The following is a 17,595-nucleotide window of genomic DNA, read 5'->3' on the forward strand; positions in this document are numbered from 1 at the left end:
CCCGGCCGGGGAGGGTCGGGTCATGCCTACCGACACCTCTCCCGGAGCGCTCCCGGTACGGGCGCCCCTCGCGCCCGTACCGGGTGAGCCCGTCCTCGACGTGGTGATCCCGGTCTTCAACGAGGAGACGGACCTCGGGCCCTGCGTGCGCAGGCTCCACGAGCACCTCACCCGGACCTTCCCGTACCCCTTCCGCATCACCATCGCCGACAACGCGAGCACCGACCGCACCCCCGAGGTCGCGGCCGGCCTCGCCGCCTCGGTGGCCGGAGTGCGCAGCACGCGGCTGGAGCAGAAGGGCCGCGGCCGGGCCCTGCGCACCGTGTGGGGGGAGTCGGACGCGCCCGTCCTGGCGTACATGGACGTGGACCTCTCCACCGACCTCAACGCCCTGCTGCCGCTGGTCGCCCCGCTGATCTCCGGCCACTCCGACCTCGCCATCGGCACGCGCCTGGCCCGCTCCTCGCGGGTGGTCAGGGGAGCGAAGCGGGAGTTCATCTCCCGCGCCTACAACCTGCTCCTGCGCTCCTCGCTCTCCGCCCGCTTCAGCGACGCCCAGTGCGGCTTCAAGGCGATCCGCCGCGAGGTCGCGACCCGCCTGCTGCCGCTCGTGGAGGACTCCGGCTGGTTCTTCGACACCGAGCTGCTCGTCCTCGCCGAGCGGGCCGGGCTCCGGATCCACGAGGTCCCGGTGGACTGGGTCGACGACCCCGATTCCACCGTGCACATCGCCCGCACCGCCGCCGAGGACCTCAAGGGCGTCTGGCGGGTGGGCAGGGCGCTGGCCGTCGGCGCGCTCCCGCTGGACCGGCTCGCCCGCCCCTTCGGGGGCGACCCGCGCGACCGTACCGCCCTGCCCGGCGTGCCGCGGGGGCTGGCCCGCCAGCTCCTGGGCTTCTGCGTGGTCGGCGTCCTGTCCACCCTCCTCTACCTGCTCCTCTACTCCGCGGCCCGGACCGCTGCGGGCCCCCAGCTCGCCAACGCCGCCGCGCTGCTGCTCTCCGCCGTCGCCAACACCGCCGCCAACCGCCGGCTCACCTTCGGCGTCCGGGGCCGGGCCCGCGCCGTGCGCCACCAGGCCCAGGGGCTCGTGGTGTTCGCCATCGGACTGGCCCTGACCAGCGGGTCGCTCGCCGCCCTCGGGGCCGCCAACGCGACGCCGGGGCACAGCACCGAGCTGGCCGTCCTGGTCACCGCCAACCTCGCCGCCACCGTGCTGCGGTTCCTGCTCTTCCGTGCCTGGGTCTTCCCCGAACGGCGCGCCACTCCCGCGAAGGACCACTCCTGATGACCACGGCAGCGCTACCGCTCCACCCGCCCTCCCCGTCCCACAGGGCCGCCCGGGCGCACGCCGAGCGGCCCGGCTGGGAACGCCCCGCCTACCTCGGGCTGCTCCTCGCGACCGCCGTCCTGCTGCTCTGGGACCTGGGGGCGTCCGGCTACGCCAACTCCTTCTACTCCGCCGCGGTCCAGGCGGGCGGCGAGAGCTGGAAGGCCTTCTTCTTCGGCTCCTCCGACGCCGGGAACTCCATCACCGTCGACAAACCCCCGGCCGCGCTGTGGCCCATGATGCTGTCCGTCCGGCTCTTCGGACTCGGCGCCTGGCAGATCCTCGTCCCGCAGGCCCTCATGGGCGTCGGAACGACCGCCGTGCTCTACGCGTCCGTACGCCGTCAGTTCGGCCCGGCGGCGGCCCTGATCAGCGGAGCCGTCTTCGCGCTGACGCCCGTGGCCGCGCTGATGTTCCGCTTCAACAACCCCGACGCGCTGCTGACCCTGCTGATGACCGTCACCGTGTACTGCGTGCTCCGGGCTCTGGAGGGTGCGCACACCAAGTGGCTCGTCTGGGCCGGGGTCGCGGTCGGCTTCGCCTTCCTGACCAAGACCCTGCAGGCCTTCGTCATCCTGCCGCCCCTCGCCCTGCTGTACGCGGTCTGCGCGCCGACCGGACTGCGCAGGCGCCTCGGACAGCTGCTGCTCTCCACCCTCGCCATGGTGGTGGCCGGCGGCTGGTGGGTGGCGATCGTCGAACTGTGGCCCGCCTCCTCCCGCCCGTACATCGGGGGCTCGCAGACCAACTCCTTCCTGGAACTGACCCTCGGCTACAACGGCCTCGGCCGGATCAACGGCGAGGAGACCGGCAGCGTCGGAGGCGCCGGCCGCACGGCCGCCGAGGGCATGGCCGGCGCCCCCGGTGGCGGAGGCAGCGGAGGGATGAGCTGGGGAGAGACCGGCATCGACCGGATGTTCTCCTCCAACATCGGCGGTCAGATCGGCTGGCTGCTGCCCGCCGCGCTGATCCTGCTCGTCGCGGGCCTCGTGGTCACCTGGCGGGCCCGCCGGGCCACCGACTCGCTGGAGGGCATGGCCCGGGCGGCCTTCCTGGCCTGGGGCGGGGCGCTGCTGATCACCGCAGTGGTCTTCAGCTTCATGCAGGGCATCTTCCACGAGTACTACACCGTCGCGCTGGCCCCCTACATCGCCGCCCTGGTCGGCATGGGCGTCGCCGTCCTCTGGGAGGAGCGGGGCAGCCGGGCCGCCTCCCTCACGCTCTCGGGGACCCTCGCACTCACGTCGTACTGGGCCTTCGTGTTGCTCGGCCGCTCCGCGGAGTACGTGCCGTGGTTGCGCTGGTTGGTCCTCGCTGTCGGACTCGGCACGGCCCTGCTGCTGCCGTTCACCGCGCGGCTGGGCCGCCGCATGGCACTCGGCGTGGCGGCAGTCGGCCTGGGCGTGGCCCTGGCCGGACCCCTCGCGTACTGCCTGAGCACGGTGACCACCGCGCACACCGGCTCCATCGTGACGGCCGGGCCCGCGGTCGCGGGCGGCCGCGGCGGCCCCGGCGGCGGCGGGATGCGCGGCGGCGAGATGCCGGGCGGTGGCGGAATGCCGGGCGGCGGCGCCCCGCAGGGCATGCCCCAGGGCGGCGGCGGTCAGGGCGGCCAGGCCCCCGGCGGCCAGGGCGGTCAGGCTCCCGGCGGTCAGGCTCCCGGCGGTCAGGCCCAGGGCGGTCAGGCCCCCGGCGGCAACCAGACCACCGACGGCGGCCGGACAGGCCGGACCGACGGCGGTGGCCCGGGCGGTGGCGGCATGGGCGGCGGCATGGGCGGCCTGCTCGGCGGGACGAAGACCAGCTCCGAGGCCACGGCCGCGCTGCGCGCCGACGCGGACCGGTACACCTGGGCGGCGGCCGCCATCGGCTCCCAGAACGCGGCGAGTTACCAGCTGGCTTCGGAGCAGCCGGTGATGGCCATCGGCGGCTTCAACGGCAGCGACCCCTCGCCGACCCTGGAGCAGTTCAAGGAGTACGTGAGCGCCGGGAAGATCCACTACTTCATCGGCCAGAGCAGCGCGGGAGCCGATGGCGCCGCAGCCGGCGGCGAAACCGGCGGCGGCGCGGAGACCGGCACCGCGGTCCGTGGCGGGGGCGGCCCCGGCGGTGGCGTGAGCAGCTCCATCGAGACCTGGGTCAAGGCCAACTTCAAGGCCTCCACCATCGGCGGAGCCACCTTCTACGACCTCACGGCGCCGACGTCACAGGCATCCTGAGGCCCACCGGACCCCGGTCCCACCTCTAGGGGGTGCCGGCAAACTCCCGTCTGCGGGCGACGACGGGAGTTTGCCGACAGGCCCTAGCATCGAGGGGGCGGACCGGGCATTCCGGGCCGGTCCCGTGCGTGCGAGGAGGATGCCTCCATGGTCACCCCGGCCGATCCCGGCACGACCCGGACCAGCGTCTGGCTGGCCGTACGGCCGGCCGCACCCGCCCGGCGGCGCACCGAAGGCCCCGACGGACTCGACCGGGAGCGGATCACGGCCGCGGCCGTACGGCTGCTGGACGCCGAGGGGCTGGCCCGGTTCTCCATGAGGCGGCTCGCCGCCGGGCTCGGGGTCACCGCGATGTCCCTGTACTGGTACGTCGACACCAAGCACGATCTGCTCGAACTCGCCCTGGACAGCGCCCTGGGCGAGCTCGGCGAACAGCAGGAGCCGGCCGGGCCGCCCGCGGAGGGCTGGCCCGGCCGGCTCCGTTCGCTGGCCCGGGGCTACCGCAGGCTGCTCCTGGACCACCCGTGGGTGGCTCCGCTCACCGCCGCGTATCCGAACATCGGCCCGCACGCACGGGCCTTCGACTCCGCCCTGCACCGGCTGCTGGACGCCACGGGCCTGCCGGACGCCACCCGCGCCGGGGCCCGGTTGGCCGTCTCCCAGTTCCTGCACGGCTGTGGGGGCACGGTCCGGCGGCCGCCCGACGGGGAGTTCTGCCTCGCGCTCGACGTCCTGATCGCCGGGATCCAGGCACACACCGGGCGCGCGGCGCCCGCCGCCCCGGCCCTGCCCGCCGCGCCCGCAGCCCCGTAGACCGTCCGGCTACTCCGCCGAGGCGGCCGCCGGCTCGTGGCCCGCCGGCTTCGACTTGAGGGCGACCTCCTTGATGAACACCACCAGCACCAGCGCGAGCAGCGCGGTGGGGGCGGCGTAGAGGAAGACGTCGCCGACGCCGTGCCCGTACGCGGACTCGACGACCGTGCGGAAGGGCTCGGGCAGCTTGTCGAGGTCGGGGATCCCGCCCCCGCCCGTTCCGCCGTGGCCCATGGCCGCCGCCTTCGGGCCGAGCTCGGCGAGACCGTCCTCGACGTAGTGGGTGACCCGGTTGGCCATGACCGCACCGAGGGCGGAGACGCCCATCGCGCCGCCGAGCGAGCGGAAGAAGGTGACGACCGAGCTGGCGGCGCCGAGGTCCTCGGGGGCCACCTGGTTCTGGGAGGCGAGGACCAGGTTCTGCATCATCATGCCGAGGCCGAGGCCGGTCAGCGCCATGAAGATCGCGATGTGCCAGTACGGGGTGTCGTACCGCAGGGTGCCCAGCAGGCCGAGCCCGGCCGTCAGGAGCACACCGCCGGAGACGAGCCAGGCCTTCCACTTGCCGGTCTTGGTGATCACCTGACCGGAAACGGTGGAGGAGACGAAGAGTCCGCCGATCATCGGAATCGTGAGGATTCCGGACATCGTGGGGGACTCGCCGCGGGCCAACTGGAAGAACTGGCTGAAAAACACGGTGCCCGAGAACATCGCGATGCCGACGAAGAGCGAGGCCGCCGAGGCGAGGCTGATGGTCTTGTTGCGGAAGAGGCGCAGCGGAATGATCGGGTCGCTCGCCCTGGACTCGACGAGTACGAAGAGCAGGCCGAGGGCGAGCGCGCCGCCGGTCATCGCCCAGGTCTGCCAGGAGATCCAGTCGTACGAGCTGCCGGCCTGGGTCACCCAGATCAGCAGGAGCGAGACGGCGCCGCTGATCAGGAAGGCGCCGAGCCAGTCGACCTTGACGTCGCGGCGGACGACGGGCAGGTGCAGGGTGCGCTGGAGCACGATCAGGGCGATGACGGCGAAGGGGATGCCGACGTAGAAGCACCAGCGCCAGCCGAGCCAGCTCGTGTCGGTGATGACCCCGCCGAGCAGCGGGCCGCCGACGGTGGCGACGGCGAAGACCGCGCCGAGGTAGCCGCTGTACCGGCCGCGCTCGCGCGGGGAGATCATCGCGGCCATCACGATCTGGGCGAGGGCGGAGAGCCCGCCGACGCCGATGCCCTGGACCACGCGGCAGGCGATGAGCATGCCGGTGTTCTGGGACATGCCAGCGACCATCGAGCCGAGGACGTAGATCACCAGGGATATCTGGACCAGCAGCTTCTTGCTGAACAGGTCGGACAGCTTGCCCCACAGCGGGGTCGCCGCCGTCATCGAGAGCAGGGCTGCCGTGACCACCCAGGTGTACGAGGACTGGGTGCCGCCGAGGTCGCCGATGATCTGGGGCAGGGCGTTGGAGACGATCGTGGAGGACAGGATCGCCACGAACATGCCGAGCATCAGCCCGGAGAGCGCCTTCATGATCTGCGGGTGGGTCATGGGCGCGCTGTCGGACGTGGTCTCCGGCCGGCCGCCGCCCCGCACACCGGTGGGTGTGGTCGTAGCCATGTGTTTCCTTCGGTCTAGCTGTCTGGACGCGTGAAGCCCGATCGGAGCCGGGCCAGCAGGATGTTGAGGTGGTCGACGTCCGCGTCGGACCAGTCGGCCAGGGCCTTCTCCAGCGCCGTGGTGTGGCGGGTGCCGAGCTCGGTGAGGAGCGCGCGGCCGGCCGGGGTCAGGCGCAGGATCCGGCAGCGGGCGTCGCCGGGGTCGGTGTCGCGGGTGATCCAGCCGCGGTCGGCGGTGTGCGCGACGTGCCGGCTGGTCACGGAGATGTCGATGGCCAGGTACTCGGACAGGCGGCCGAGCCGCATCTCGCCGTGGCGGTCGAGCACGGTGAGCACGGCCGCCGAACCGGGCGGGCAGTCGGGGGGCAGGAGGCGGGCGAGGTCGCGCTTGACGGCGCCGATGCCGGTGAGCTGACGTGCCAGTTCGGCGTAACGCGTGGCCAGTGTGGTCGCTACGGGCTCTGCGGGTGCCACGGGTGCTGCGGTCACCGGGACTCCCCTCCGAATGTCGTTGCTTCGGGCAACCATAGAAGCAGATGGTTGTTACAGGCAAATGAATCGGAGGGCTGGGCGGTAAAGGAATCGGAAAACCGGCTAGGGTCCTGCGCATGGCTGCGAATCACGACTCGAACCACAACTCACAGGCTCCCGAGGGTGACTACGACCCCGCGGGCAGCACCCAGATGTTCCGGGCGTTCGTCGACGAGCCGGTACCGGCTCCCGCCGTCCCGGGTTCGCGCATGCAGAACCGTGCCGCGCGCAAGTCGGGCCCGGGCGCGGGCCTGTGGATCGGTGTCGGCCTCGCCGCGCTGGTCCTGATCGCCGTGGTGGCCTGGCTGGCGCTCTGAGGTCCGGCCGCCGGCTCAGTTCCAGGCGGCCGTGACCTTCTGGGTCTCCACGCGCATGCCCAGGGGGACGCGCCAGGATTCGACGCAGATCCGGTAGGTCTGCGTCTTCGTCGTGCCGCCCGCGATTGGCGCGGGCAGCGGCTGGGTCGAGTGGATGGTGGCCCAGTCGACGCCCAGGGCGCCGATGATGTGCGTCGCGAAGCCGACCGTGCCCGAACGGGCCGCCGTGCCGCCGGTATTGGTGAACGCCACCGTGACCTGCTCGCACCAGCGCTCCGCCGTCGCGGTACGGGTCGGCGCGCCGATGCTCAGCTTCGCCGGCGCGGCCGGGGGCGGCGCCGGGGTGGACGGCCCCGGCTTCGGGGGCGGGCTCGACGGAGTCCCGGGCTTGCCGCCCGGGGTGGTCGGAAGCGTCGTGCCGGGTACGGTGCCGGGCGGGTTTCCGGAGCCGCCGGGGGTGGTGGGCGTGCCTCCGCCCGGGGTGGAGCCGCCGGGGGGCCGGGACGACCCCGGGGCGCCGGGCGGCGTACCGCCGGGGACCCCGCCGGGAGTAGTGCCCGGGACATCGCCCGGGATCTCCGCCGAAGTGCTGCCCGACGTGCCGCCGGAGGACGCGGAGGAGCCCGGCGACGCCTGCGGGAGCGACTGGAACTCGACCCGGGCCTTGGGCGCGACGTTCTCCCCTGCGCCCCGCTCGGGGCCCGGAGCGGCCGCGCCCACGGCCACGTAGCCCTCGTGCGCCGGGCCGCCGCAGCCGGTCAGGGCGGCGGCGGCAGCCGTGGCGCTCAGGACGAGGACGGCGGCCTGCCGGGATACCTTTCGCATCCCGGCAGTTTTCCTGACGTGCCGTCAATTGGGAAGCGGGTGCGGCGGATTGGCCGATCGCGCCCGCGCCCCGGAGGCTACTCGCCGATCAGGCCGACGCGGAGCTGCGCGAGCGTGCGCGTGAGCAGCCGGGAGACGTGCATCTGGGAGATGCCGACCTCCTCGCCGATCTGCGACTGCGTCATGTTCGCGAAGAACCGCAGCATGATGATCTGCCGTTCCCGGGGCGGGAGCTTGGCCAGCAGGGGCTTGAGCGACTCGCGGTACTCGACGCCCTCCAGCGCGGTGTCCTCGTACCCGAGCCGGTCCGCGAGCGAGCCCTCGCCGCCCTCGTCCTCGGGGGAGGGAGAGTCGAGCGAGGAGGCGGTGTACGCGTTGCCCACGGCGAGGCCGTCGACGACGTCCTCCTCCGAGACCCCGAGCACGGCCGCGAGCTCCGGCACGGTCGGCGAGCGGTCGAGCTTCTGGGCGAGCTCGTCGCTGGCCTTGGTGAGGGCCAGGCGCAGCTCCTGGAGCCGGCGCGGGACGCGCACGGACCAGGAAGTGTCCCGGAAGAACCGTTTGATCTCACCGACGACCGTCGGCATGGCGAAGGTCGGGAACTCCACGCCGCGTTCGCAGTCGAACCGGTCGATGGCCTTGATCAGCCCGATCGTGCCGACCTGGACGATGTCCTCCATGGGCTCGTTGCGGCTGCGGAAGCGGGCCGCGGCGTAGCGCACGAGGGGGAGGTTCAGCTCGATCAGGGTGTCGCGTACGTACGTCCGCTCGGGACTGTCCGCGTCGAGGCCGGCGAGCCGCTTGAAGAGGGAGCGGGAGAGGGTGCGGGTGTCGATCCGGGTGTCGATGGCTTCCGAGCGGTGGGACACTGCCGGCACTTCACGCTGCTTGACGAGCGTGAGCACCTGTGAGCTGCCCTGGTCTACGGACATGCCACCCCCTTGAGGTCGCGGACGGTCGCGCTTCATCTGCGCGCCCGTCGGAGGAACGCAGCCTCCACCTGAATACCGGAGGCGGGGCTGCGGCAAACGCGGTTCCAGCAGAATGTCACATGTCGGCAACACGCTGTAGCGCCATGTCGACAAGTATCTCCAGCGACAGAACCCGATAGACCTGCTCTAGGACGGGAATCTGCCGCTCTGTCAGGAAACGAGGAGAATGATCTCCACTCGATCCGGTTAGGCCTCGATCCTGTTTGCGGATCTCAGCCGGGCGAAGCTCCGGGCGAGGAGTCGGGAGACGTGCATCTGGGAGACGCCGAGCTCGGCGCTGATCTGCGACTGGGTCAGATTGTTGTAGTACCGCAGGAGGAGGATCCGCTGCTCGCGCTCGGGCAGTTGTACGAGGAGGTGGCGGACCAGGTCGCGGTGTTCCACGCCGGCCAGCTCGGGGTCCTCGTAGCCGAGGCGGTCGAGCAGGCCGGGGAGCCCGTCGCCCTCCTGGGCGGCCTCCAGGGAGGTCGCGTGGTAGCTGCGGCCGGCCTCGATGCAGGAGAGCACCTCGTCCTCGCCGATGCGCAGCCGCTCGGCGATCTCGGGGGTGGTCGGGGTGCGGCCGTGCAGGGTGGTGAGGTCCTCGGTGGCGGCGTTGACCTGGACCCACAGCTCGTGGAGGCGGCGCGGGACGTGGACAGTGCGGACGTTGTCGCGGAAGTACCGCTTGATCTCGCCCACGACGGTCGGCATGGCGAAGGTCGGGAACTGCACCCCGCGCTCGGGGTCGAACCGGTCGATCGCGTTGATCAGCCCGATCGTGCCGACCTGGATCACGTCTTCCATCGGCTCGTTGCGGCTGCGGAAGCGGGCTGCCGCGTACCGGACGAGGGGGATGTTTGCCTCGATGAGGGCCCCGCGGACCCGGGAGTGCTCGCTGGTGCCCGGCTGCAGGTTCTTCAGCTGCCCGAACAGGACCTGGGTGAGGGCCCGGGTGTCGGCGCCCCGGCTCTGCGGCCTGGGGGCGACCGGGGGCTCCTCGGGGGCCTCCTGCTGGGGCGGTACGTGGGACTCCGGCGGCGGGGGCACCGGGTGGGACCCCGACTGGGACCCCGACGGCGGGGGCACCGGCTGGGACCCCGACTGGGACCCCGGCTGGGCCTGCGGGGAGGCCTGCGGCTGGGTCTGTGGGGAGTCGCGGTGCGCGCCCTGGTGCGGGGCCTGCGGGGAGTCCCGGTGCGGTTCCCGGGGGTGCTCCTGCTGCGGGTCCTGCTGGGGCGGCACCTCGGGCGCAGTACTGGCCGGCACGGTCACGCCACCCCTTCACGTCACGTCATCAACTCATCCGTCAAAAGCGGTCATAGCATCACAAGACATGTGCACTGTGTGCAAGCACCTCATATCGCCGTGTTGAGGGCGAGTTGGGCATAACAGGGCATCTTGCCCCGTGTGTGGGAACGCAAAAAGCCCCCCACCCGTCGGAGTGGGGGGCCGGGAAGTCCGGAAACCGCTTCAGCGTACGGGTTCAGCGCACCAGTTCGGTCATGAACTCGCCGATCGCCGTTGCGGCATCCGAGATTCCTTGGAAGCCTATTTGCACCATATCGGCGGCTTTTATGGGCTGAGTGATGATGACGAAGAGGACGAAGACGGCGAGGGCGCCCGAGATCAGCTTCTTGGTTTCCACGTGCGCTGTCGGCCTCCCCAACCGGTCCTGCAAGGTCGGGAGAGTCTAGCCGGTCGTGTTCGAACACTCACCTGGCCTTTAAGGACCAATGGCCTCGTGACGCAGGCCCTTTGCCGGTGTGCCGACGGCCTCGGAAGGCGCAGGATTGAACACGAGCCCACCGGTTCTGGCAGGAAATCGGTGGGCGAGGGACAGGACCTCACTGCGGGGTCCGAGCCGCAAGCTTCCCCCCTGACTGCGGCTTGGGCTGGCAGGTTCCGTCCTCATCGGGGGAAGTGGCTTGTCCCCCCGATGCCACTTCCCCCGTCCCAACCGTTGAAGGTCCCGACTCAGGTCGGGGCCTTCTTCGCGTTGCCCGCCGAACGTGTCTCCGAACGGTTTCCCCGAACGGTGCCGCCGAACGGTGTGGGATCCAGATCCGGTGCGCCTACTCCAGGCCGCCGGCCAGGTCGGCGATCGGCTGGACCGGGGCGATCACGGGCGCGAGCTGGTTCGGCAGCTCCATCAGCTGGTTGAGCTGGTTCAGGCCGCCGCTGACCTGCCCGCCGATCTCCTGCACCGAGGACGGGCTCGCCCCGTCCGGCATGCCCTGCGGCGCCGGCAGGTCCGGGAGGGTGAGCGGGGAGATCGGTGCGGCGGAGGCGGCGGGCGCCGCGAGGCCCGCGGCGGCCCCCGCGAGGGCGATGGCGGCGAGGATGCGCTGGGTCTTGGTCATGCCGTGACAACGGCCGAGGGCGCGGGCGGTCACGCGGATGTCCCTCGGACGCCGGACGCCGGACACAGCGAGGAGGGCGCTTGGCGCCCGGAAACGACGAGAGCCCCGACCCTTGCGGGGCGGGGCTCTCGATCAGAGCGGTAGCGGTGGGATTTGAACCCACGGATAGCTTGCACCATCACACGCTTTCGAGGCGTGCTCCTTCGGCCGCTCGGACACGCTACCGAGAGAGAGCTTAGCCCAAGGAGACCCGTGCTCTGAAATCCATACGCGCGGAACCCTCGCCCGAACCCTCAGAGGTCGCGGAAGAAGTCCGTGAGCTGCTGCGCACACTCCCCCGCGAGCACGCCCGCGATCACCTCGGGCCGGTGGTTGAGCCGGCGGTCCCGTACGAGGTCCCACAGCGACCCGGCGGCACCCGCCTTCTCGTCGGACGCCCCGTAGACCACCCGGGCCACCCGTGACTGCACGAGGGCGCCCGCGCACATCACGCACGGCTCCAGGGTCACCACGAGGGTGCACCCCGGGAGCCGCCATTCCCCGAGGGCGGAGGCCGCCCGGCGCAGCGCCAGTACCTCGGCGTGTGCCGTCGGGTCTCCGGTCGCCTCCCGCTCGTTGTGCCCGGTGGCCAGGAGCTTCCCGTCCGGGCCGAGCACCACGGCGCCGACCGGCACGTCGCCGGCCGGCACCGCCCGGGCGGCCTCCCGGAGCGCCAGGCGCATGGAGTCCTGCCACGGGTCCCGTACGGGGTCGGGCGTGTACGGGGTGGGCCGCGGGGTGTGGTGGTGCGCGGGGATCACTAGCGGACGGCCTCCAGGACCTCGGTGGCGCCGAGCGAATCGGCGATCTCCGAGAGCGCGTCCCCGTCCAGGGTCATCAGTTGTTTGTGGCTGACTCCGAGGTCGTCGAGCAGCCTGGGGTCGCCGAGCGGGCCGGCGGGTGCCGGTTCGGCGCCGGCCCGTACGTCGTGGCCGTCGTCCGCGTCCGTCTCGTCCTCCTCGTCTCTGTCGGCGGGTCCGCCGTCCGGGTAGGAGGCGATGACCTCGTCCTCGCCGTCCTCGGTTCCGTCGAGGTCCAGCTCGTCGAGTTCGTCGTCCTCGTCGTCCTTGCCGAGCAGCTCGTCAGTCAGCATCGAGCCGTAGGAGCTGCGGGAGGCGGCGGAGGCGTTGGACACGTAGTAGCGCGGGTCCTCCTCGCCGTCCACCCGGACGACCCCGAACCAGGTGTCCTCCTGTTCGATGAGGGCTACCACCGTGTCGTCGTCGACAGAGGCGGAGCGGGCGAGATCGATCAGATCACTCAGGGACTCGACATCGTCGAGTTCCATGTCGCTCGCTTCCCACCCGTCTTCGGTGCGCGCGAGCAGTGCGGCGAAATACACCGTGACTCTCCCACTGGTCATAGGCGTGCCGGTTGGAGTTCCCCCGGCCGGAGGTGGGTGTGGGTGGAACGGTCGCCGTGCTCACCGTTTCGTACCCCGCCCAGTCGGCATCGTGGCAGAAACGGAGCCATTGCGTGAGGTCTTCCGCGCCGTGGCGCTGGCCGCGCGTGTTGTACGGGGCCTCGTGCCGGGGGCGGGACGGCGGCCGGACGGCGGCCGGGCGGCGCCTCGGCAGGGCCCGGGCGGGGGGCCCGGAAGGGCCCGGGCGGGGGGCCCGGAGGGGCTCACCAGCGGAAGGTGCGCATGCGCATCTGCTGGCGCATGCGGGCGGCGCGGGCGCGCCTGGGCTGGACCCGGTCGCGCAGTTCCCGGGCCTCGTGCAGGTCACGGAGGAACTGCGCGCGCCGTGCTCTGCGCTGCGCCGTCGTCTCCAGTGGCTCGTGATCGTCTTCGGGCATGGGTCACCGCCCCTGGCTGGTCCGGTCCGGTCCGTCCCCCCGAACCCCCACCTTCCCTCGGACCGGCCGTTTGATGCCACCTTCTGCCACGACTCGAGAGGAATTCAGTCGGATTCCGACAATCCCGGCTACGCGGACTCCCCCGCCGACTCCGCCGACTCCGCCGCATCCCCCGACTCCCCCGACTCCGGCAGGGTCGGGACGATCGCCACCGGACCGTGCGCGTGCTGCAGCACGGCGTTCGCGACCGAGCCGATCATCAGGGACCGGATGTGCCGGCGCGGGTGGTGGCGGCCCACGACGACCAGCGCCGCCGACTTGGAGGTGTCGACGAGGCGCCCGGCCGCGTCGCCGGGCACCGCGGCCTGCTCGACGGGCACGGTCGGGTACTTCGCCCGGAACGGTGCGAGCCGTTCCGTCTGGGAGCGGAGCATCTCGCGCTCGGCCGGCACCGCGTTCTCGTCCTCCCCCACCAGCGCCTCCGGCGGGATCACCGCGAACGGGCTGTCGATCACCATCGTCGGCGACGGCGGGATGCTGTACGCCGAGACCACCTGGAGGGCGGTGTCCCGCGCGGCGGCCTCCGTGAACGCGAAGTCCAGTACGTTGTCGGGCGTCTCCGCGGCGTGCAGTCCCACCACCACCCGCCCGGCCGAGGCTTGGGAGGCCGCGTCCGCTCCGCGCGCCTCGTGCGCGACGACGACCACCGGGCAGGCGGCGCTGGTGGCCACGGCGCGGCTGTTCGAGCCGAGCAGCAGCGCGGCGAAGCCGCCGCGGCCCCGGGATCCCATCACGAGCATCCGGGCGCCCTCCCCGATGTCCCGCAGGGCCTCCGGGACGGAGCCCTCCAGGGACTCGTAGCGGACTTCGGAGGGGAGCGGGCCCCCCGCGGCCAGATGGGCCCGTATTCGCACGCTGACGGGGTCCTCGGCCTCTTCGGGCTCGGTGCGGTCGTAGAGGGAGGAACGGCGTGCCGCGTACAGCTGGGCGCTGTCGGACAGCACGTGGGCGACGACGAGCCCGGTGCCGTGGCGCACTGCCGCAGCCCTTGCCCACTCCAGGGCCTTGAGACTGTGTTCGGATCCGTCGACGGCGGCGATCACCATTGCGTGGGTCATCCGTCCAGCGTGCTGGGGGTCCGGGCGGGTCGCATCTCCAGGGGTTTCCGGGCGTGGCCGCCGCTTCGGGCGCGAAGGGGTGGGCACAGCGCGTAGCCTTTTGGGTGTGGGTCGCGCATTTGCGGCCGTTTTCGCAGGTGGCGGCGTCGCAGGTCGCAGCTTTCGCTGCGACAGCCGAGTTTTGGAGGATGTTGTGCGTTTGCAGGTCGTGGATCACCCGTTGGTGGCGCACAAACTCACCACCCTGCGCGACAAGCGCACCGACTCCCCCACCTTCCGGCGCCTCGCCGACGAGCTGGTGACCCTGCTGGCGTACGAGGCCACCCGGGACGTGCGCACCGAGCAGGCCGACATCGTCACCCCGGTCGGTCCGACCACCGGCGTGAAGCTCTCCTACCCGCGGCCGCTGGTCGTACCGATCCTGCGCGCCGGTCTCGGCATGCTCGACGGCATGGTGCGGCTGCTTCCGACCGCCGAGGTCGGATTCCTCGGCATGGTCCGCAACGAGGAGACCCTGGAGGCCTCCACGTACGCGACGCGCATGCCGGAGGACCTCTCGGGCCGCCAGGTCTACGTGGTGGACCCGATGCTCGCCACCGGCGGCACGCTCGTCGCGGCGATCAAGGAACTCATCAAGCGCGGTGCGGACGACGTGACCGCGGTGGTGCTGCTGGCCGCGCCCGAGGGCGTCGAGATCATGGAGCGCGAGCTCGCGGGCACGCCGGTGACGGTGGTGACGGCCGCGGTGGACGAGCGGCTCAACGAGCACGGCTACATCGTGCCGGGCCTGGGCGACGCGGGCGACCGCATGTACGGCTCGGCGGAGTAGCGCGGATCGGCGCGGTTCGGCGCAGAGGTCCGAAAGCCCGGCCCCCCCTTCGGGAGGCCGGGCTTTTTCGGTTGGTCGGCCTCAGCCGGTCAGCACTTCTTGGCGGGCGCGGGCTGGGGGTTGGCCAGGGCGGCCAGGGCCTTGTCCGCGTCGGCCTTCGGCGTGAGTTCCTTGAAGGCGTCGCCCAGGATCAGGTCGATGTCCGCGGTCTCGCGGGTGTCGGTCTGCTGGGTGGCGCCGGCGAGGTTGGTGCCGAGGACGGAGAAGGCGGCCTTGTCCGTCTGCGGCGAGCCGACCAGTATCCCGGCGCCCGGGACCTTCTTGTCGAAGTCGGCGGGGGCGTTGCCGACCTTGCCGATGGCGAAGCCGCGGTTCTTGAGCTCATCGCCCACGGCCTTGGCGAGGCCGGCGCGCGGGGTCGCGTTGTAGACGTTGACCGTGATCCCGCCGGGCGGCGGGAGCACGACCTGCGGCGCGGCGGAGGCTGCGGAGCCGGCCTTGGGGGCGGGGGTCGCGCAGTCCTTGGCCGCGGCGGCGGTCTTGCGTTTGTCCGCGTCACCGCCGAACACATCGATGAGCTGCACGGCCCCGTAAGCGATCAGGGCGAGCCCGATGATCGATCCGAGCACCACGAGGACGATCCGGCGGCGGCGTCGAGGGCGGGTCATGCGGGGGTAAGCCGCTCCCGTGACCTTGTACTTTCCGCCCATGCCAGGGGGAGTGAGCATGCTCATGTGCGCAGCGTAATGCCGACTGCTGCCGATGCCCACTGAATCATCTGTTCATAGGGCAAGGCTGACCCGAAAGGCGCAACCGGGACCTATCCGACACCCGGTCGGGGCCCGCGGAGGGCGGATCAGCCCAGTTCGAGGACGCGCGCGTGCAGGACCTGGCGCTGCTGGAGCGCGGCGCGGACGGCGCGGTGCAGACCGTCCTCGAGGTACAGGTCGCCCTGCCACTTCACGACGTGGGCGAAGAGGTCCCCGTAGAAGGTCGAATCCTCGGCGAGCAGCGTTTCGAGGTCGAGCTGGCCCTTGGTGGTCACAAGCTGGTCGAGCCGGACCGGGCGCGGGGCGACATCCGCCCACTGCCGGGTGGTTTCCCTGCCGTGGTCGGGGTACGGCCGCCTATTTCCGATGCGCTTGAAGATCACACGGAAAGCCTACCGGGCAGGGGCCTGCGGGCGCAGCCTTGCGATGACGGTGCAAAGGTGGCAAACAGGGCTATTTCGGGAGTGATATATGAGCCAGAGCACCGACCCCGCGTCCCCTGCCGGGCAGATCGCCGCGGGGTACGCCTTCACCGGACCCGCGCTCGATCTGGGGGCCGTGCTCTGGGACGGGGCCTGCCTGCCGGAGCACCAGATCCGCATCCCGCTGTCGATGCTCAACCGGCACGGACTGGTCGCGGGCGCCACCGGAACCGGCAAGACCAAGACGCTGCAGCTCATCGCCGAGCAGCTGTCGGCCAACGGCGTTCCGGTCTTCCTCGCGGACATCAAGGGCGATGTCTCGGGGATCTCGGCGCCCGGCGCGGCCAACGACAAGATCGAGGAACGGGCCAAGGACGTGGCCCAGGAATGGGAGGGCGCCGGATTCCCCAGCGAGTTCTACTCGCTCGGCGGGATCGGCCCCGGAATCCCGCTCCGGTCCACCGTGACGAGCTTCGGCCCGGTCCTGATGTCCAAGGTGCTCCAGCTCAACCAGACGCAGGAGCAGTCGCTGGGGCTGATCTTCCACTACGCCGATGCCAAGGGCCTGGAGCTGATCGACCTCAAGGACCTGCGGGCGGTCGTCGCCTTCCTCGTTTCGGACAAGGGAAAGCCCGAGCTCAAGGGCATCGGCGGACTCTCGACGGTGACCGCCGGGGTGATTCTGCGGGCGCTCACCGCCTTCGAACAGCAGGGGGCCGCGGAATTCTTCGGCGAGCCCGAATTCGACACCAGCGAATTCCTCCGAACGGCGGCGGACGGGCGCGGACTGGTCTCCGTACTGGAGCTCCCGGCGGTCCAGGACAAACCGCAGCTCTTCTCCACCTTCCTGATGTGGCTGCTGGCGGATCTGTACACCGATCTTCCGGAAGTCGGCGATCTGGAGAAGCCCAAGCTGGTCTTCTTCTTCGACGAGGCGCACCTGTTGTTCAACGGGGCCTCGAAAGCCTTCCTCGAAGCCATCACGCAGACGGTCCGGCTGATCCGCTCCAAGGGCATCGGCGTCTTCTTCGTGACCCAGACCCCCAAGGACGTGCCGGCCGACGTGCTGGCGCAGCTCGGCAACCGGGTGCAGCACGCGCTGCGCGCGTTCACCCCGGACGACGCGAAGGCGCTGAAGGCGACGGTGAAGACCTTCCCGAACTCCGCCTACGACCTGGAGGAGCTGCTGACCCAGCTGGGGACGGGCGAGGCGGTGATCACGGTGCTCAGCGAGAACGGCGCGCCGACGCCGGTGGCCGCGACCCGGCTGCGGGCCCCCCAGTCGCTGATGGGGCCGATCGACGCGGCCGCGCTGGACCAGGCGGTGAAGTCCTCGCTGCTCTACTCGCGGTACGCGGAGCCCATCGACCGGGAATCGGCGTACGAGAAGATCAGCGCCGAGCAGGCGGCGGCCGAGGCGGAAGCCGAGGCGGCGGCCGCCGCGGCAGAGGCGGAGAAGCAGGCGAAGGCGGCCGCGAAGGCCGCGCCGAAGCCGGACCCCTCGCTGGCGGAGCAGGTGGTGGGCAGCGGCCTCTTCCGCTCCCTGGCCAGGTCGATCGGTACGCAGCTGGGCCGCGAGATCTCCCGGTCCATCTTCGGCACGGCCAAGCGGCGCCGCTGACACCGGACGGGGAA

General features: G+C 71.6%; 19 protein-coding genes and 1 tRNA gene. 6 read left to right on the forward strand and 14 right to left on the reverse strand.

The features are described 5' to 3' along the window. The first annotated feature begins 22 nt into the window (after positions 1-22). From ACFVX6_RS10295 to ACFVX6_RS10305, 3 genes are all read left to right on the forward strand, one after another. A complete protein-coding gene (locus tag ACFVX6_RS10295; RefSeq protein ID WP_389689868.1) occupies positions 23-1,288 on the forward strand; it encodes a glycosyltransferase in 1,266 nt (421 codons plus the stop codon). Beyond that, a complete protein-coding gene (locus ACFVX6_RS10300; protein WP_389689870.1) occupies positions 1,288-3,549 on the forward strand; it encodes an ArnT family glycosyltransferase in 2,262 nt (753 codons plus the stop codon). Before ACFVX6_RS10295 ends, ACFVX6_RS10300 begins: the two co-directional genes overlap by 1 nt. Positions 3,550-3,696: 147 nt before the next feature. Then, complete coding sequence (locus tag ACFVX6_RS10305; RefSeq protein ID WP_389689872.1) at positions 3,697-4,362, forward strand: TetR/AcrR family transcriptional regulator; 666 nt, start codon at positions 3,697-3,699, stop codon at positions 4,360-4,362. A gap of 9 nt (positions 4,363-4,371) precedes the next feature. On the opposite strand, the gene ACFVX6_RS10310 is transcribed toward ACFVX6_RS10305, so the two are convergent. Beyond that, a complete protein-coding gene (locus ACFVX6_RS10310) occupies positions 4,372-5,976 on the reverse strand; it encodes an MDR family MFS transporter (RefSeq protein WP_389689874.1) in 1,605 nt (534 codons plus the stop codon). A gap of 14 nt (positions 5,977-5,990) precedes the next feature. Further along, positions 5,991-6,464: a MarR family winged helix-turn-helix transcriptional regulator gene (locus tag ACFVX6_RS10315; protein ID WP_389689876.1), complete on the reverse strand. Its 474-nt coding sequence runs from the start codon at positions 6,462-6,464 to the stop codon at positions 5,991-5,993. A 119-nt stretch (positions 6,465-6,583) separates the two neighbouring features. On the opposite strand from ACFVX6_RS10315, the gene ACFVX6_RS10320 reads away from it, so the two are divergent. Next, the gene (locus ACFVX6_RS10320) at positions 6,584-6,823 is read left to right on the forward strand and encodes a hypothetical protein (RefSeq protein ID WP_274548427.1); all 240 of its coding nucleotides are present in this window, start codon (positions 6,584-6,586) and stop codon (positions 6,821-6,823) included. 15 nt (positions 6,824-6,838) lie between these two features. Here ACFVX6_RS10320 and ACFVX6_RS10325 read toward each other — a convergent pair whose 3' ends face one another. The 10 genes from ACFVX6_RS10325 to ACFVX6_RS10370 all read right to left on the reverse strand — a co-directional run bounded on the left by ACFVX6_RS10325 (position 6,839) and on the right by ACFVX6_RS10370 (position 13,939). Then, entirely contained in the window at positions 6,839-7,648 is an 810-nt protein-coding gene (locus tag ACFVX6_RS10325; protein WP_389689878.1) for a hypothetical protein, read from the reverse strand. A gap of 77 nt (positions 7,649-7,725) precedes the next feature. After that, positions 7,726-8,580, reverse strand: a complete 855-nt coding sequence (locus ACFVX6_RS10330) for an RNA polymerase sigma factor SigF (RefSeq protein ID WP_243341827.1) — start codon at positions 8,578-8,580, stop codon at positions 7,726-7,728. A 246-nt stretch (positions 8,581-8,826) separates the two neighbouring features. Beyond that, positions 8,827-9,669: an RNA polymerase sigma factor SigF gene (locus ACFVX6_RS10335; RefSeq protein WP_389689982.1), complete on the reverse strand. Its 843-nt coding sequence runs from the start codon at positions 9,667-9,669 to the stop codon at positions 8,827-8,829. Positions 9,670-10,105: 436 nt separating this feature from the next. Beyond that, positions 10,106-10,267: a hypothetical protein gene (locus tag ACFVX6_RS10340; protein ID WP_389689880.1), complete on the reverse strand. Its 162-nt coding sequence runs from the start codon at positions 10,265-10,267 to the stop codon at positions 10,106-10,108. A gap of 427 nt (positions 10,268-10,694) precedes the next feature. Beyond that, the gene (locus tag ACFVX6_RS10345) at positions 10,695-11,015 is read right to left on the reverse strand and encodes a hypothetical protein (protein ID WP_266907058.1); all 321 of its coding nucleotides are present in this window, start codon (positions 11,013-11,015) and stop codon (positions 10,695-10,697) included. 105 nt (positions 11,016-11,120) lie between these two features. Further along, a tRNA-Ser gene (locus tag ACFVX6_RS10350) sits at positions 11,121-11,207 on the reverse strand. Between the two features lie 68 nt (positions 11,208-11,275). After that, the gene (gene tadA, locus ACFVX6_RS10355; RefSeq protein ID WP_389689984.1) at positions 11,276-11,704 is read right to left on the reverse strand and encodes a tRNA adenosine(34) deaminase TadA; all 429 of its coding nucleotides are present in this window, start codon (positions 11,702-11,704) and stop codon (positions 11,276-11,278) included. Between the two features lie 77 nt (positions 11,705-11,781). Then, entirely contained in the window at positions 11,782-12,363 is a 582-nt protein-coding gene (locus tag ACFVX6_RS10360; RefSeq protein ID WP_389689883.1) for a hypothetical protein, read from the reverse strand. A gap of 284 nt (positions 12,364-12,647) precedes the next feature. After that, on the reverse strand, positions 12,648-12,821 hold the full coding sequence (locus ACFVX6_RS10365; RefSeq protein WP_254381952.1) for a hypothetical protein: 174 nt from the start codon (positions 12,819-12,821) through the stop codon (positions 12,648-12,650). A 128-nt stretch (positions 12,822-12,949) separates the two neighbouring features. Then, positions 12,950-13,939 carry a universal stress protein gene (locus ACFVX6_RS10370; RefSeq protein WP_389689885.1) on the reverse strand — a complete coding sequence of 330 codons (990 nt, stop codon included), beginning with the start codon at positions 13,937-13,939 and terminating at the stop codon, positions 12,950-12,952. Between the two features lie 193 nt (positions 13,940-14,132). Here ACFVX6_RS10370 and upp point away from each other — a divergent pair, with 193 nt between their 5' ends. After that, positions 14,133-14,768: a uracil phosphoribosyltransferase gene (upp, locus tag ACFVX6_RS10375; protein WP_250738518.1), complete on the forward strand. Its 636-nt coding sequence runs from the start codon at positions 14,133-14,135 to the stop codon at positions 14,766-14,768. An 89-nt stretch (positions 14,769-14,857) separates the two neighbouring features. Here the strand turns inward: upp and ACFVX6_RS10380 are convergent, their stop codons facing one another. Next, positions 14,858-15,502, reverse strand: coding sequence for a LytR C-terminal domain-containing protein (locus ACFVX6_RS10380; protein ID WP_389689887.1), 645 nt, complete (start codon positions 15,500-15,502; stop codon positions 14,858-14,860). Between the two features lie 122 nt (positions 15,503-15,624). Further along, positions 15,625-15,921 (reverse strand): type II toxin-antitoxin system VapB family antitoxin, encoded by a 297-nt coding sequence (locus ACFVX6_RS10385; RefSeq protein ID WP_112446725.1) that lies wholly within the window; start codon positions 15,919-15,921, stop codon positions 15,625-15,627. A gap of 88 nt (positions 15,922-16,009) precedes the next feature. Here ACFVX6_RS10385 and ACFVX6_RS10390 point away from each other — a divergent pair, with 88 nt between their 5' ends. Further along, a complete protein-coding gene (locus ACFVX6_RS10390; protein ID WP_389689889.1) occupies positions 16,010-17,581 on the forward strand; it encodes a helicase HerA-like domain-containing protein in 1,572 nt (523 codons plus the stop codon). Positions 17,582-17,595: the final 14 nt, after the last annotated feature.

Origin of the sequence: Streptomyces sp. NPDC058289 (assembly GCF_042880975.1) — a bacterium.
Taxonomy (GTDB): Bacteria; Actinomycetota; Actinomycetes; order Streptomycetales; family Streptomycetaceae; genus Streptomyces; species Streptomyces stoeckheimensis.

Excerpts from the sequence above, each read along its gene's own strand:
- ACFVX6_RS10325 (WP_389689878.1), bottom strand. The coding sequence starts at position 7,648 with ATGCGAAAGGTATCCCGGCAGGCCGCCGTCCTCGTCCTGAGCGCCACG.
- ACFVX6_RS10380 (WP_389689887.1), bottom strand. The coding sequence starts at position 15,502 with ATGAGCATGCTCACTCCCCCTGGCATGGGCGGAAAGTACAAGGTCACG.
- ACFVX6_RS10320 (WP_274548427.1), top strand. The coding sequence starts at position 6,584 with ATGGCTGCGAATCACGACTCGAACCACAACTCACAGGCTCCCGAGGGT.
- ACFVX6_RS10330 (WP_243341827.1), bottom strand. The coding sequence starts at position 8,580 with ATGTCCGTAGACCAGGGCAGCTCACAGGTGCTCACGCTCGTCAAGCAG.
- ACFVX6_RS10300 (WP_389689870.1), top strand. The coding sequence starts at position 1,288 with ATGACCACGGCAGCGCTACCGCTCCACCCGCCCTCCCCGTCCCACAGG.
- ACFVX6_RS10305 (WP_389689872.1), top strand. The coding sequence starts at position 3,697 with ATGGTCACCCCGGCCGATCCCGGCACGACCCGGACCAGCGTCTGGCTG.
- ACFVX6_RS10390 (WP_389689889.1), top strand. The coding sequence starts at position 16,010 with ATGAGCCAGAGCACCGACCCCGCGTCCCCTGCCGGGCAGATCGCCGCG.
- ACFVX6_RS10310 (WP_389689874.1), bottom strand. The coding sequence starts at position 5,976 with ATGGCTACGACCACACCCACCGGTGTGCGGGGCGGCGGCCGGCCGGAG.
- tadA (WP_389689984.1), bottom strand. The coding sequence starts at position 11,704 with ATGCGCCTGGCGCTCCGGGAGGCCGCCCGGGCGGTGCCGGCCGGCGAC.
- ACFVX6_RS10370 (WP_389689885.1), bottom strand. The coding sequence starts at position 13,939 with ATGACCCACGCAATGGTGATCGCCGCCGTCGACGGATCCGAACACAGT.
- ACFVX6_RS10295 (WP_389689868.1), top strand. The coding sequence starts at position 23 with ATGCCTACCGACACCTCTCCCGGAGCGCTCCCGGTACGGGCGCCCCTC.
- ACFVX6_RS10365 (WP_254381952.1), bottom strand. The coding sequence starts at position 12,821 with ATGCCCGAAGACGATCACGAGCCACTGGAGACGACGGCGCAGCGCAGA.